The 14,237-nt window shown below is 48.4% G+C and carries 15 protein-coding genes; 14 read left to right on the plus strand and 1 reads right to left on the minus strand.

Annotation, left to right across the window (positions count from 1 at the left end; translation table 11 throughout):
• Positions 1 to 57 precede the first annotated feature (57 nt).
• The 12 genes from panB to skT53_RS02110 all read left to right on the plus strand — a co-directional run bounded on the left by panB (position 58) and on the right by skT53_RS02110 (position 12,974).
• A complete protein-coding gene (panB, locus tag skT53_RS02055; RefSeq protein ID WP_200759549.1) occupies positions 58 to 918 on the plus strand; it encodes a 3-methyl-2-oxobutanoate hydroxymethyltransferase in 861 nt (286 codons plus the stop codon).
• The gene (panC, locus tag skT53_RS02060; RefSeq protein WP_226375311.1) at positions 915 to 1,775 is read left to right on the plus strand and encodes a pantoate--beta-alanine ligase; all 861 of its coding nucleotides are present in this window, start codon (positions 915 to 917) and stop codon (positions 1,773 to 1,775) included. The genes panB and panC overlap by 4 nt, the downstream gene beginning before the upstream one ends.
• A 12-nt stretch (positions 1,776 to 1,787) precedes the next feature.
• Positions 1,788 to 2,171, plus strand: coding sequence for an aspartate 1-decarboxylase (gene panD / locus skT53_RS02065; protein ID WP_200759550.1), 384 nt, complete (start codon positions 1,788 to 1,790; stop codon positions 2,169 to 2,171).
• Between the two features lie 139 nt (positions 2,172 to 2,310).
• A complete protein-coding gene (locus tag skT53_RS02070; RefSeq protein ID WP_200759551.1) occupies positions 2,311 to 3,807 on the plus strand; it encodes a tetratricopeptide repeat protein in 1,497 nt (498 codons plus the stop codon).
• 35 nt (positions 3,808 to 3,842) lie between these two features.
• The gene (gene dinG, locus skT53_RS02075) at positions 3,843 to 6,692 is read left to right on the plus strand and encodes an ATP-dependent DNA helicase DinG (RefSeq protein WP_200759552.1); all 2,850 of its coding nucleotides are present in this window, start codon (positions 3,843 to 3,845) and stop codon (positions 6,690 to 6,692) included.
• Between the two features lie 88 nt (positions 6,693 to 6,780).
• The gene (gene sigH, locus skT53_RS02080) at positions 6,781 to 7,410 is read left to right on the plus strand and encodes an RNA polymerase sporulation sigma factor SigH (RefSeq protein ID WP_200759553.1); all 630 of its coding nucleotides are present in this window, start codon (positions 6,781 to 6,783) and stop codon (positions 7,408 to 7,410) included.
• Positions 7,411 to 7,427: 17 nt separating this feature from the next.
• Positions 7,428 to 8,048 (plus strand): redox-sensing transcriptional repressor Rex, encoded by a 621-nt coding sequence (locus skT53_RS02085; RefSeq protein WP_200759554.1) that lies wholly within the window; start codon positions 7,428 to 7,430, stop codon positions 8,046 to 8,048.
• 92 nt (positions 8,049 to 8,140) lie between these two features.
• On the plus strand, positions 8,141 to 9,064 hold the full coding sequence (gene ligD, locus skT53_RS02090) for a non-homologous end-joining DNA ligase (protein ID WP_226375312.1): 924 nt from the start codon (positions 8,141 to 8,143) through the stop codon (positions 9,062 to 9,064).
• Positions 9,065 to 9,144: 80 nt separating this feature from the next.
• Positions 9,145 to 9,933 carry an S-methyl-5'-thioadenosine phosphorylase gene (mtnP, locus tag skT53_RS02095; protein WP_200759555.1) on the plus strand — a complete coding sequence of 263 codons (789 nt, stop codon included), beginning with the start codon at positions 9,145 to 9,147 and terminating at the stop codon, positions 9,931 to 9,933.
• Positions 9,934 to 9,980: 47 nt separating this feature from the next.
• The gene (gene mtnA / locus skT53_RS02100) at positions 9,981 to 11,009 is read left to right on the plus strand and encodes an S-methyl-5-thioribose-1-phosphate isomerase (RefSeq protein WP_200760838.1); all 1,029 of its coding nucleotides are present in this window, start codon (positions 9,981 to 9,983) and stop codon (positions 11,007 to 11,009) included.
• Positions 11,010 to 11,014: 5 nt separating this feature from the next.
• Entirely contained in the window at positions 11,015 to 11,683 is a 669-nt protein-coding gene (locus skT53_RS02105; RefSeq protein ID WP_200759556.1) for a class II aldolase/adducin family protein, read from the plus strand.
• 1 nt (position 11,684) lies between these two features.
• On the plus strand, positions 11,685 to 12,974 hold the full coding sequence (locus tag skT53_RS02110) for an amidohydrolase (RefSeq protein WP_200759557.1): 1,290 nt from the start codon (positions 11,685 to 11,687) through the stop codon (positions 12,972 to 12,974).
• Between the two features lie 76 nt (positions 12,975 to 13,050).
• Here the strand turns inward: skT53_RS02110 and skT53_RS02115 are convergent, their stop codons facing one another.
• Positions 13,051 to 13,230, minus strand: a complete 180-nt coding sequence (locus tag skT53_RS02115; protein WP_200759558.1) for a hypothetical protein — start codon at positions 13,228 to 13,230, stop codon at positions 13,051 to 13,053.
• 140 nt (positions 13,231 to 13,370) lie between these two features.
• Here skT53_RS02115 and skT53_RS02120 point away from each other — a divergent pair, with 140 nt between their 5' ends.
• Positions 13,371 to 13,541 (plus strand): DUF4264 family protein, encoded by a 171-nt coding sequence (locus skT53_RS02120; RefSeq protein WP_226375313.1) that lies wholly within the window; start codon positions 13,371 to 13,373, stop codon positions 13,539 to 13,541.
• 16 nt (positions 13,542 to 13,557) lie between these two features.
• Complete coding sequence (locus skT53_RS02125; protein WP_200759559.1) at positions 13,558 to 14,067, plus strand: hypothetical protein; 510 nt, start codon at positions 13,558 to 13,560, stop codon at positions 14,065 to 14,067.
• Positions 14,068 to 14,237: the final 170 nt, after the last annotated feature.

Genomic DNA, 14,237 nt, shown 5'->3' on the forward strand with positions numbered 1-14,237 from the left:
AAAGGTTTTTTGTACTTATCGGAAACAGACGGCTGCGGGGGTCAAGGGGGTCACACAATGTCTGAACAGAAAGTAAAGCAGACAACTGTGTCATTAAGAGAAATGAAAAAAGAGAACAAGCGGATTGCAATGGTAACCGCCTATGATTATCCGTCTGCAAGTGCGGTGGAAGAGGCGGGCGTCGATCTCATCCTGGTCGGCGATTCACTGGGTATGGTGGTCTTGGGATATGACACTACCTTGCCTGTTACAATGGAAGATATGATCCATCATACGAAGGCGGTCAAACGAGGTGCCAAAAACACATTTGTGGTGACCGACCTGCCATTTTTATCCGCTCATATCTCACTATCAGAGACGGTTCGAAATGCCGGCCGATTGATCCAGGAGGCAGGTGCCGATGCAGTCAAATTGGAAGGCGGCAGGGAGATGCTGGAGGAAGTTCGCGCCATTATTCGCGCCAATATTCCAGTGATGGGCCATCTCGGACTCACGCCTCAGTCGGTCAATCAATTGGGCGGTTTCAAATTGCAAGGCAAGGATTTGGACAGCGCCAAGCGAATTTTTGAAGACGCGATGCTGCTGGAGGAAGCAGGCTGCTTTGCGATTGTGTTGGAGATGGTTCCGACACCGCTCGCCGCATTGATTTCCGAACACTTGAAAATCCCGACAATCGGAATTGGCGCCGGAGCAGGCTGTGATGGACAGGTTCTGGTGATTCACGATATGCTCGGCATTACTCATAACTATATGCCGCGTTTTGTCAAAACATACAGTCATCTGTACGGCTCAATGGTGGAATCGCTGCAAACTTACAGCCGGGAGGTAAAGGAAGGCGCATTTCCGACAACTGAACATGAGTTTGGCATGAAAGAGGAAGTACTGTATCAACTGAAAAAGGAGCTTCAGTTGTCATGAAAACTTTGAATCAGATCCAAATTCTGCATACGATTGATGATATTCGTCGTTTTGTAAAACAGCACCGGGCGGACGGCAGGTCAATTGGCCTCGTGCCGACGATGGGATCCCTGCATGAAGGTCATTTGGCGTTGGCAAGGCAAGCAAAGCAGCAATGCGACATAGCGGTGATGAGTATTTTCGTCAATCCGTTGCAGTTTGGTCCAGCAGAAGATTTTGACCGATATCCTCGAAATTTGGAGAATGATGCGAAATTGGCGGAAACGGCCCAAGTGGATGCGATTTTTGCGCCATCTGTACGGGAAATGTATCCAAATCAACAATTCACATACGTAGATGTCGAACTTTTAACGGAAAACCTTTGCGGGGCGTCCCGGCCAGGCCATTTTCGCGGTGTAACTACGGTCGTTTCCAAACTGTTCCATATTGTGCTGCCTGACAAAGCGTTTTTCGGTCAAAAAGATGCGCAGCAGTTGCGTGTCATCCAGCAGATGACCGAGGATCTGAATATGCCGGTTGAAATCGTTCCTTGCCCGATTGTCAGGGAACCGGACGGATTGGCGATGAGTTCCCGCAACGTATTCCTTTCGCCGGAAGAGCGAAAACAGGCATTATCCCTGTTTCGTTCCCTGCAGGAGGCGGAGATGCTGTACCGGTCAGGCGAGCGATCCGCCCAAGCGATTTTAAACCATGTGGCGGCAATCATTAAACAACAGCCGTTGGCCGATATTGATTACATCAAGATCGTCGATGCGAAAACACTGTCAGATGTTCAAACGATCGAACAAAAAGCTTTGCTCGCATTGGCGGTCCGATTTGGGCAAACCAGGTTGATCGACAATACGTTTTTGGATTGAGGGGGGACAGAAATGTTTCGCACTATGATGAAAGGGAAAATTCACAGAGCGGTTGTCACACAGGCAAACCTGAACTATATTGGTTCCATTACAATTGATGAAGATATTTTGGATGCGGTTGACATATTGGAAAATGAAAAAGTGCAGATCGTCAACAACAATAACGGGGCACGGCTTGAAACCTACGTTATTCCAGGTCCACGCGGCTCCGGCGTGATTTGTTTAAACGGTGCGGCTGCCCGTCTTGTGCAGGAGGGCGATACGGTCATTATCATTTCATATGCCTTGGTTGAAGAGTCCAAAGTTCGGGAGCACCGGCCAGTGGTTGCGATTATGAATCCGGATAACACGATCCGGGAATTAATCAAACAGGAACAGCACAGTACCGTTTTATAGTATCATCACAGGCAGCATCATGACACAAGTCAAACGAAACTGTAACGCCAAGAACCGGTTGCGAAAACCGGTTCTTTTGGTATGAGAACCGGAAGGTTGCCGCAAACTAATCCAAATGCAAAGTCCGGGGGTGAAAGTCTTGTTTGACAAACCGTTTGATCAATTGTTTCGGGCGCTTCAACGTATCGAAAAGCAGCTGGCCGGTGCCGGTCTGGAAGAAAAACAGATTTTGCAGGAAGAACTGATTGCGTTGCGTGCGTTATGTGACCGATTTGTGGAAAAATGGCTGACTTTTGAAGAAAAAATCTCAAATTTGGCCGATCAATACAACCTTCAGATTGATACTGTGGAGTCTCCGGCCCCGGTTTTCAAACCGCAACCCCAACCGCAAGCGCCTGAAAAAAAGATCGAATGGCAGCCAATATCCGGAAAGGCTGCAGATAAGCCGGTAAAAGTGATGGCGCCTCCTCTTCTGCCAAGGGCGGAAGAAGAACTCTTAATTCAATCCTTTCGAAAAGGGCTGGGATATTTTGATTTACTTATGTACCCGGATGCGATTCGCGAACTGGAGAGAGTGGTGGAGTTAGACGGAGATTTTATGATCGCGCGTCTCTATTTGGCGTTTGGGTATGCAGGCAAAAAAGAACACGGGAAAGCGATTGAACAGCTGCATGTAGTCGCGTCCGCTGTAAAGGAACCGTTCTTAGCCGCCACGGTGCATCATACGTTTGGCCATATTTATGCGGAACAAGAACAGTTCCAACAAGCAATTGAACAGTTTAAGCAGGCAGCTTCCCATTTTAAAGAGTTCCGCGATATACATTTTAATTTGGGCGTCTGCCAGTACAACTTAAAACAATACAACGAAGCACTGGCCTCTTTCCTGGCGGCGCTTGACCAGGAACCGAACGATTGGGAGGCGGAACGGATTGTATCGGCCATTTGGCGTCGGCTCGGTTCGCTGCCAAAAGCGATTGCGCACATTGAAAAAGCATATCGGTTGAATTCGACAGATTTTCATATTTTAATGCAATACGGGGATCTGATGCTGCAAAACGGGCAAGTTGGGCTGGCGTATTCCTTGTATGAACGGGCAAACCGTTTTCATCCCTATGAAGTGGAGCCGATTGGAGCAATTGGTTGGCTTCATATGCGAGAAGGAAACTACCCGGATGCGATTGCCTGTTTTAAAAAACAACTGAGTTTAAAACGTGACCACATTCAATCCCAGATCAATTTGGGGTGGGCCATGCTGATGGCGGGAGACTATCAGAGAGCGGGCCGAATCTTCACGCGGGTCATGCAGCGGTTCCCTCAATCGATAGAAGCGCAGATTGGAACGGCAAGAGTTCTGTTTCAAATGCGGCAAACCGACGATGCACATCAGATTGTTAGCCAGATCATGGAATCCGGCAATTTCACACAACGCAAAATCGGCTTGTTGCAATCCGGCTGTTTCGCGTTACAAGAGGGAGACTATCGGACGGCTATCGAACGTTTTGCCTCTGCTTTGCAAATTGATCCCCGTTGTAAAGAAACCCTGTTTTTTAAAGGTGTTGCCCATTCCGGTTTGGGAGAATCAGAGCTGGCCGAACAATGTTGGCATCGTTTGCAGGAAAACCCGGTCCCGTTATAGAATTGTAACGAAATTATTAGTTCGGGGTGACCTGTGTGCAAAACCCTTATGTTGTGATAGATCTGGAAACAACCGGCTTCTCGCTGAAGGAAGACTCCATTGTGGAAATCGGCGCTGTTCGTATAGAAAACGGCCAAATTTCCGATACGTTTTCTACCCTTGTGAAGCAGGATCGTCCTTTGACTGACATTTGCAAGGAACTGACAGGCATTACAGACGATGATCTGGCAGATGCGCCCACACTGGAAGAAGTGATTCCGCAATTTCTTAAATTTGTCGACGGTTACAATTTGATAGCTCATAACGCTTCGTTTGACGTTTCGTTTCTGAATGCAGCATTTGAACGTTGCGGCTATTTGCCTGTTTCCGGACGATGTATCGATACATTGGAACTCGCGCAGATTTTATGGCCGCAAGAAACCGGGTATGCGCTGGAAATGTTGACGTTTAAGTATGGCATTCCGCATGAGAAATCGCATCGAGCATTGTCGGACGCAAAAGCTACAGCCGAATTGTTTCTGCTTTTGCAGAGGCAGGCAAAACAGCTGCCGTTGTTGGTATTGCAGCAAATTGAACAGTTAAACATGTTTGCGGATTGGAACTTGCGGGATTTCTTTGCAGAGTTGTTACAGGACCCGGTCAAGTTGGCACAAACGGAAATTCCTGAAGGATGTACAGTGATTCAGCAGCTTGTTCATCGGCCTGTGGAAATAGCGGAACGATCGGCCGATCGGCGTGAACCATTGGAGTTTGATGCGGAAACGGCAACGAGTATCCTGTCCAACCAGGGGCCGCTTGCCGATCAATATGCAGATTATGAAGAGCGTACGTCACAGATGGAAATGGCGCGTACAGTAGCGGATGCGCTGCTGTCGAACCAGCATTTGGTGGTGGAAGCGGGAACCGGAACAGGCAAATCGCTGGCCTATCTGGTACCCGCCATCTATTATGCGGTGGCTAGCGGGGAACGGGTCGCAGTCGCGACCCATACCATCAATTTGCAGGAGCAGATTAAAGACAGAGACCTGCCGCTGCTGCAGCAGATTTTGCCTATTTCGTTTCGCGCGACTGTTGTCAAAGGACGAAATAATTATGTTTGCATGCGAAAAGTGGCGAACGGCATTCATTCACAGGGGATGGTCGGAGACGCCAGCGAACGTTCATTTTACGCCCGTATGCTTACGTGGTTGTTGGAAACGGCGGCCGGTGACAAAGAAGAACTGAATTTGCAGGGATCACACATCGAACTTTGGAACCGTGTGGCAAGCGACTCTGATTCCTGCATTGCCAAAAAATGTCCGTGGTTTCGCAATTGCTACTATTTTCGCAATCGGTCGGCTACCGAGCAGTCCGATCTTTTGATTACAAATCATTCGCTCGTTTTCACCGATTTAAACGCTGATCACCGGGTACTTCCCGCTTACAGCAGCCTGATTGTGGATGAAGCGCATCATCTGGAAGACGAGGCAACAAAACATCTAGGGGAGGAGGCCGGATATTATCAGTCGATTGCCGCTTTAAACAGACTGGTCCGAGAAAACAAACAGGGTTTGATTGTGCAAATGCGTACCCTGATTGGTTTACACCCCGAATTTGCCTTGCTGGCTCGCATTCTCGACGAAATGACAGATACGATTGCAACGGTCCGCCAACATGCGGAAGAAACATTCCGGCTGCTGCAAACGTTTGCGATCGAACAGGCGAACAATCGGGAAGGCGGTCGGTGGACCGTCCGGATCCATCATATGCACACAGAGCTGCCGATTTGGCAAGCAATTCTGTCTGCGTTTGATAATCTGCAAACGGATACAATGACGTTGCGGCAATTGATGAAACGTTTGGAACAGGAAGCGCGGGAACATGACGATGAAATTATCGGTTTCTCTACAGACATCTCCGGGCAGATTCAGGAATTTGATCGGCAAACCATGACCATGACCCGTTTTTTCCGTGAGGCGGCAGGTGTTTCAAACGAATCGGATCGGTCTGTTTTATGGCTGGAGGCGGACGAAAAATCGGTCAGGCCTGCTGTAAGTTTGCATGTGACTCCTGTCCATGTAGGTCAATTGCTAAATGAAAAGCTGTTCGAAAAAAAAGATTCGGTTGTGTTGACATCTGCAACAATTACTGTCAACCAGGGATTTTCTTATCTAATAGACCGATTGGGCCTACGGCAATCGGAACAACAGGGAAGGCTCTTAACCCTTCAGGTCGAATCTCCGTTTGATTATAAAAAACAGGCCCTTCTCTGTATTCCTACGGATGTGGTACCGGTGAAAGGTGTTTCGGACGAAACATTTGTTGATTCGTTCTGTCAGTCGATTACTTCACTTGCCCGCATCTCCAAAGGGAGAATGCTTGTGCTGTTTACCTCTCATAAAATGCTGCGTGATGCGTATATGAAGGTGAAGCCAGCGCTTGCCGAGCATGGCATTCGGCTGTTTGCGCAGGGAATCGATTCCTCCTCCCGAATGCGGCTTGTTCACCAGTTTAAACAGGAAGAAAAAGCGGTTCTGTTTGGCGCCAACTCATTTTGGGAAGGTGTTGACATACCGGGTGAAGATTTGTCCTGTCTGGTGATCGTAAGACTGCCGTTTTGGCCGCCCAACCATCCGATTGCGGAAGCCAGAACAGAAGCAATTGAAAAAGAAGGGCGAAACGCATTTATGGAATATTCGGTTCCGCAAGCAATCGTCCGTTTTAAGCAAGGTTTTGGCCGCTTAATCCGCTCCAAAAAAGATACGGGCGCGATTGTCGTCTATGATCGCCGATTGGTAGAGGCAAGATACGGCCGCCATTTCATAAAATCCTTGCCAAACCCTTGGATTTATCAAGGACCGGAGCAGGATATACTGAAAGTGATTTACAACTGGCTAAAAAATTAAGAGTCTATTAAATTTTGATTGCGAAACTTTTTCACTTCCTCTATGATGAAGAATAAGACTCTCATCATGTGGGGTGGTCATATTGAACATGACTCACTTGGAAGCAGGAAATGTTGAGGAAGAGATTGTACTGGCACAGCAGGGGAACGCGCAGTCAGTAGAGAGAGTTCTGTCCCAATTTCAACCGTATGTCAGGTTGCGTGCACGTTCTTTCTTTCTTGCCGGTGCGGAATATGAGGATTTGGTGCAGGAAGGTATGATCGGTCTGTATAAGGCGATACGTGACTATCGGCGAGAGAAAGAAATCCCTTTTCGGGTGTTTGCCGAGATCTGCATTACCAGACAAATCATTACCGCCATAAAAACGGCTAGACGGCTGAAACACCAACCTCTGAACCAGTATTTGTCGTTATATGGTCTTGCATCAGACGACGAATCGAACCGATCCTTGCTGGATACGATTCCTTCCCCGCACGGAAATGAACCGGATGAGATGATTATTCACCAGGAGCAGTTGATCGAGTTGCAATTAAAACTTCGGAAAATTCTGAGTTCGTTTGAGTATCAAGTGCTTTCCTTGCATGCAGAAGGCCATTCGTACAAAGAGATCGCAACGTTGATGAATTCTTCCACAAAGGCGATAGACAATGCGTTATACAGAATTAAACGGAAGATGGATGGCCACCACCATTTGAACAAAGCAAAAATGTCGTCCTAGAAATTGCGGGGGTGGAAATGAAAACTCCAAAAATTTCAGAAGCGGTAATCCGCAGATTACCTGTATATTTGAGATACTTGCAGCATCTTCACGAAATGAACATTACAACCGTTTCTTCGCTTGATCTGGGTCAACATTTGGAAATGAACCCGGCTCAAATTCGAAAGGATCTCGCCTATTTCGGCGAATTCGGAAGAAAAGGCATCGGCTATGATGTGGAATACTTAATCGCCAAAATTAAGCAGATACTGAAATTGGATAGACGTTTAAACGTTGCCTTGGTGGGGGCGGGCAACCTGGGAACTGCGCTGTCAAATTACAACCGCTACACCAACGAGAAAATGAAAATTGTCGCCATTTTCGATTCGTTCCCGGAGAAAATAGGCACCAAAATCGGAACGGTTAAGGTGCAGCCGATTCAAGAACTGGCAAAGACGGTCAAAGAGCAGGATGTAAAAATCGGCATCATCACGGTCCCGGCAACGGAGGCACAGAAAGTGGCGGATCAGATGGTGGAGGCTGGCATCAAAGGAATTTTGAACTTCGCTCCGATTACGATGCGTGTACCAAACCATGTGTATCTCCGCAACGCAGATTTGACCACCGAACTTCAATCGCTTGCCTATTATATCGGGTAACCCTTCCGCTGGAAGGGTTTTTTCTATATCAAAACTGATAATATCACCCGGTCGGGGAAAACTACGGAAAACAGTCTCAACGGAGGGATCGCATGCTGGAGACACTGCTCGCGGAATATCCCGTACGGCTTACCAATCTTGACAAATTGCTTTGGCCGGAAGCGGGTATTACAAAATCGGCCTACATCGAATATGTCATCCGGATGGCAGCGTACCTGCTCCCTCATCTGAAAGACCGACCTCTGACGCTGGTTCGCTTTCCGCACGGAGTATCGGGAAAATCGTTCTACCAAAAAAACGCTCCGCCGGACACGCCGGAGTGGGTCGCCACATATCCGGTTTATTCGGCCGAAAGCAAACGGGTTGTCCACTATATACTGGCGAATAACACGGCCACCTTAATCTGGTTGGCAAATCAAGCCTGTATCGAGCTTCACCCGTGGTATTCCAAAATTCAGGCCCCAAACAATCCGACAAATATTGCGATTGATTTGGATCCTTCCGTACCTGGCTTCGAAAAAATCAAACATACCGCGTTTTTAATCAAAGAAATTCTCGACGATCTGCAGATGCCCAGCTATCCGAAAACATCCGGCGCCACCGGACTGCAGATTTTTATTCCGCTCCGTCCCGGATTTTCGTTTGAACAGACAAGAAAAGTCACAAAATTTATTGCTCATTTCATGGCCCATCAATATCCTGATTTGGTCACGGTAGAGCGGCTGGTCAAAAACCGGGGAGACAAAATCTATATTGATTATCTGCAGCATGCTCCGCATAAAACGCTGGTAGCTCCCTATTCTCCCCGGCCCCATCCGGATGCGAAAGTTTCCGCGCCGCTTACATGGCGGGAATTGGCACAAGGAGCCGTTCCGGAAGATTTCACAATACGTACGATGCCGGAACGGGTTCAACAGGTGGGGGATTTGTTTCAACCCATGGAACAAGCGGGTATCGACATTACCGAAATCTTACATTTCATCGAAAACCACCCTTATTTCGACGTGCCGTATTGACATTTAGAATACCCGCTGTTTAAATGAAACCGTAACAGACAGATCGGACGAACACGGAAGTATTACCGGGGAGGATCGAAATGAGGGCTGATTTTGCCATAATCGGGGGAACAGGCGTGTATGACGCTGGTTTATTGTCATCAGTCGATCACCTCCAGATCGATACGCCGTTCGGTGTTTCATTCATTGATATAGGGGAGTATGCCGGACAACAAGTGGCGTTTCTCTCCCGCCACGGAAAAGGGCATGCGGTTCCGCCGCATCGGGTCAACTATCGTGCCAATATTGCCGCGCTCCGGCAGCTTGGCGTTAAGCAGGTGCTGGCGACAGCAGCTGTTGGTTCTTTAAAAGAGGAAATCGCTCCGGGCGAATTATTGATTGTGGACGATTTTATAGATATGACCAAAAGCAGAGAAACCACCTTTTACGAAGGGGAAAATGGGGTGGTGCACATCGATATGAGCGATCCGTACTGCGGTCGGCTGCGCCGTCTTATCGCGGAAACGGCGGATCGAAATGGAATCGAAGTCAAGCCGGGAGGCGTCTACGTGTGCACAGAGGGGCCCCGTTTTGAAACGACGGCTGAAATTCGCATGTATGCAAGGCTTGGCGGCGACGTTGTCGGTATGACATCTGTCCCGGAGGTCGTCTTGGCAAAAGAAGCGGAGATGTGTTATGCAACTGTCGCGATCGTGACCAATTATTGCACAGGCATTGCCGACTCATTTTTGACTCATCAGGAAGTGGCAGACACGATGAGAGCCAACATTGAAAAAGTGCGGCGTTTGTTTTTTGAGTTGATCAAACGCGGCCTGGAAGAGCGAACCTGCCGATGTCCACATGCTTTGGCGGAATTGGGATCGCTTTAAAAATTTACATAGATTAGTGGTTGGGATGGGGGATTGCCGTGCGGGCGATGGAATGGAACGGAGAAACACTTTTGCTGCTTGATCAATTACAGTTGCCCGGGGCAGTAAAATGGATCGAATGTTCGGACGTGGAACAGGTGGCAGAGGCAATTGAAACGATGAAAGTGCGCGGAGCGCCGGCGATTGGTGCGGCCGCCGCATTCGGTATTGTGATGGGAGCCCGACAGGCTGTCAATCGCGATAAAAATGAATTTTTCAACCAAATAGAACGGATTTGTGACCGACTGGCCAGAACGCGTCCGACAGCAGTCAACCTGTTTTGGGCGATTCAACGTATCAAGTCGTTAATCGAGACTAATGCGGATCTGGATGTGCCGCAGATCGTGGAACTGATTCGACGGGAAGCGGAGTCCATTATGACGGAGGACATCGCGATCAATCAATCAATCGGTCAAAACGGTGAGCCTTATATCCCGAAGGGGGCCCGAATCTTAACGCATTGCAATACAGGTTCCCTGGCAACCGCAGGGTATGGCACGGCGCTTGGTGTGATTCGTGCCGCTCATTCAGCGGGCAAAGAAATTACCGTATGGGCGGATGAAACCCGTCCTTACCTGCAAGGTGCCCGTTTGACCGCGTTCGAACTGCAGCAGGATCAGATTCCTGTGACGATCGTCACCGATTCGATGGCAGGTCATTTAATGAAAGAAAAGAAGGTCGATTTGGTCATTGTAGGTGCGGACCGAATCGCGGCAAACGGTGATACAGCCAACAAAATTGGCACGTATTCACTCGCCGTCCTGGCGCATTATCATCACATCCCTTTCTATGTGGCGGCTCCCACGTCCACCTTGGATTTCTCCATCAAAAGCGGGGAGCAAATCGAAATTGAACAACGATCAGCCGATGAGGTGTTATCGATCGGCGGTATCCGAATTGCGCCGCCAGGTGTTGCTGCGTTGCATCCTGCGTTTGATGTGACACCGCATTCGCTTATTACGGCGATCATAACAGAAAAAGGTGTCGTAGAATCACCTGACGCCAACCGAATGGAATATCTCAGGGGGAAGGGTTAAATCAGATGGAGACACAAGTAAGGGAGATCAAGGAACAAGTCTTGCAAGCTGCCAAAGAAATGCATGAACAGGGACTGGTCGTATCCGTTTGGGGAAACTTGTCGGCGCGAATACCCGAAACGGATCAGATCGTTGTGACTCCCAGTGGGGTAGACTATCGAACGATGCAAATTGACGATCTGGTCGTCGTAGAAATGGGAACGGGAAACGTAATAGAGGGACGCCTACGGCCGACATCGGAACTCGCCCTGCATTTAGCCATACTGAAAGCGCGCAGCGATGTGAATGCGGTGATGCATACTCATAGCATCTACGCATCTGCCTGCTCCACCGTTCATAAGGAAATCCCGCCGATTGTTGAAGATTTGGCACAGGTGGTAGGCGGCTCTGTATCCGTTGCCCGTTATGCATTGCCGGGCACGCCAGAATTAGGTGCCTGTGCCGTCAAATCACTCGGCAGAAAAAATGCGGTACTACTCTCCAATCATGGGGTTGTAGGAGTTGGTCCGAACGTGATGGAAGCGCTGCGAGTCTGCCAAATTGTGGAAAAAGGAGCCCGGATTTTTGCAATTGCAAAAACGATTGGCAGCCCGGCCCTGCTTTCCGTTGATGATGTAGAGTATCTTAGAAATAACTATCAAAACTGTTATGGACAGGTTAAGCAGGAGGTGTGACATGAAAGACACTCTTTTAATAAAAAACGCATCCATCCTGCCGATGACAGAAGCCGGTTGGATCGAAACCGGCTATCTGTTGATCGAAGGAAACCGGATCCGTGAAGTCGGGTCAGGGTCTTATCATGGGAAAGCGGACACGGAAATTGATGCAGCAGGCAAAGTGGTTATGCCGGGTCTTGTCAATACGCACGGCCATGCCGCAATGACATTATTGCGTGGTTATGCGGACGATCTTCCTTTAATGGAATGGTTGGAAACAAAATGTTGGCCGGTGGAAGACCGAATGACGGCAGACGATATTTATTGGGGAAGCCAGTTGGCGATTTTGGAAATGATTAAAACAGGCACCACCTGTTTTACAGACATGTACTTTTTTATGGACAGGGTGGCTCAGGCGGTTGAGGAGACGGGAATACGTGCTGTGCTGGGCAGGGGAATGATTGGATTTCCGCCCAAAGGGGAGCAGGCGCTGCGGGAAAGCGAACAGTTTGTCAGAACATGGAACGGTGCGGCTAACGGACGTGTTACCGTTACTTTGGCACCGCATGCCCCTTATACTTGCCCCCCCGATTACGTAAAGCAGGTGGCTGAACTATCTGCAGAACTGAATGTTCCAATCCAAACCCATCTCTCGGAAACAAAAGGGGAAGTGGAACGCTGTCTGGCCGAACATGGCTGTACACCGATTCGCCTGATGGAACAGGTGGGTCTTTTTGAACGGCCTACATTAGCGGCGCATTGTGTTCACGTAACGGATGAGGATATCGAAATCATGGCCCGCTACGATGTAAAGGTGGCGCATAATCCCGACTCGAACCTGAAACTGGGATCGGGCGTGGCGCCTGTATTAAAAATGTTGGACAAAGGGTTAACGGTTGGCCTGGGAACAGACGGAGCCGCTTCCAACAACAATTTGGACATGTTTGAAGAAATGCGTCAGGCCGCCATGATTCACAAAGGAGTCCAATACGATCCGGTTGCCGTTTCTGCCTATCAGGCATTGCAGATGGCGACTGTAAACGGGGCCAAAGCCGTATTCCTGGAAGACGGACATGGAACGCTGCAGCAAGGGGCGCCGGCAGACTTGATTTTGATTGACTACAACCGTCCTTATTATTATCCGCGGCATAATTTGATGGCGCATCTCGTTTATGCGGGACAATCGGGTGATGTAACAGACGTGATTGTGGACGGTCGTGTATTGATGCGGGACCGACAGATGCTCACAATGGATGAGCAACGGATTTATCACGAAGTCGAGAACGTTTGTAAACGTCTTTTTGCTTGACAGGAAGAAACGGAAAAGGAACAATCACCCGTTATAAGCGATTGTCCCGAATGATCCTACAGCTCTTGGGAAATCTTTAAAGACAGGTATGAATCTTCCGGATGGATATGGGAATGGCTGTCGGATCACTAGATAGATGCGGGTTAACCCAATCTGAGGAGAACAGCAAATGGGTCACCCCCAGTTCCACTGCCTTTTGACGAGCCAATTCTTTAATCTGTTCAGCGGGGAGCGGCATGGGACTTGAATATTCCACTGTCGATCACCCCTTTACCGTGATAGCTATAGTATCCCTTTCGGTTTCTGTCGTATGTTAGCAGGATTTTACCATGACAGGGGTAAACAGGACGCGCTTTCATGTTATAATTGAGGTGAAATCGGTTGGAGTCCAATATAGTGGAAACGATTGCGACATTTCAATTCGCAGATGGCGATCACCTTTATCAAGTTGTGGATTTCCTGAATCGTACGCTGAAGTCTTATGATTTGGCGTTTGGTCTTTCGAAAGAGACAGATGGCTGCCTGTATTTGTCTGTTTATGAAATAACAACATCCCCTGACACATAATGCGAGAGGAAGTTCCATGCGAAAAATCCTATTTTACAGCCTGTCCGTGTGTGCAATTGTCATAATCGGAACCTTATTTCTGCTGCGGCAATTAACGTATGCGCAAATGCCCGATTTGCAGTCCGCCGCGCAAACCGCGGTTGACCATTCTGCGTTGTTCCAAATCGTGTCTGCAGAAGTGTATTCGAATGGACCCAGTTGTTTCGTGTTTACCGGAACGGATAAATTGGGCCGGGAAATGATTGTAGTGAGCAGCAAAGATCGGGTATTGGGATCCGAATATACGGATAAGGGGCTGAAACGGAGCGTCCTGGAAGACAAAGCGCGGGCAAACGGCTTTCAACGAATCGATCGGATGACACTCGGTATCGTGGACCCGAACGGGCCAAATCCGTTCAAGTCGAATGGCACTACGACATTATTCTGGGAGATTTATGGAGTGAATCAACAGGGAAAGAGACAATACAGTTACCTTGATTTCTACACAGGTAATCTCCTTGCGACGTACAGTTTGGAAGCTAAATAAGATAGCAGACCTTTTAGGGGAACTGTCCCGAAAGTGGATACGATCACTTTTCGGGGCAGCTCTATTTGTGTAAAGCAAATATCCGCTTGCAGGCAGTCCTTTCTTTTTCTGTAAGCTCTGGTCAAGATTACATATGAGAGATACAATTTATTTATGATATACTTATTTTG

It is taken from the genome of Effusibacillus dendaii (assembly GCF_015097055.1).
GTDB classification, from domain to species: Bacteria; Bacillota; Bacilli; order Tumebacillales; family Effusibacillaceae; genus Effusibacillus; species Effusibacillus dendaii.

Bases quoted from the DNA above. Each gene is read 5' to 3' on its own strand.
- panB (WP_200759549.1), top strand. From the start codon at position 58: ATGTCTGAACAGAAAGTAAAGCAGACAACTGTGTCATTAAGAGAAATG.
- panC (WP_226375311.1), top strand. From the start codon at position 915: ATGAAAACTTTGAATCAGATCCAAATTCTGCATACGATTGATGATATT.
- panD (WP_200759550.1), top strand. From the start codon at position 1,788: ATGTTTCGCACTATGATGAAAGGGAAAATTCACAGAGCGGTTGTCACA.
- sigH (WP_200759553.1), top strand. From the start codon at position 6,781: ATGACTCACTTGGAAGCAGGAAATGTTGAGGAAGAGATTGTACTGGCA.
- skT53_RS02085 (WP_200759554.1), top strand. From the start codon at position 7,428: ATGAAAACTCCAAAAATTTCAGAAGCGGTAATCCGCAGATTACCTGTA.
- ligD (WP_226375312.1), top strand. From the start codon at position 8,141: ATGCTGGAGACACTGCTCGCGGAATATCCCGTACGGCTTACCAATCTT.
- mtnP (WP_200759555.1), top strand. From the start codon at position 9,145: ATGAGGGCTGATTTTGCCATAATCGGGGGAACAGGCGTGTATGACGCT.
- mtnA (WP_200760838.1), top strand. From the start codon at position 9,981: ATGGAATGGAACGGAGAAACACTTTTGCTGCTTGATCAATTACAGTTG.
- skT53_RS02105 (WP_200759556.1), top strand. From the start codon at position 11,015: ATGGAGACACAAGTAAGGGAGATCAAGGAACAAGTCTTGCAAGCTGCC.
- skT53_RS02110 (WP_200759557.1), top strand. From the start codon at position 11,685: ATGAAAGACACTCTTTTAATAAAAAACGCATCCATCCTGCCGATGACA.
- skT53_RS02125 (WP_200759559.1), top strand. From the start codon at position 13,558: ATGCGAAAAATCCTATTTTACAGCCTGTCCGTGTGTGCAATTGTCATA.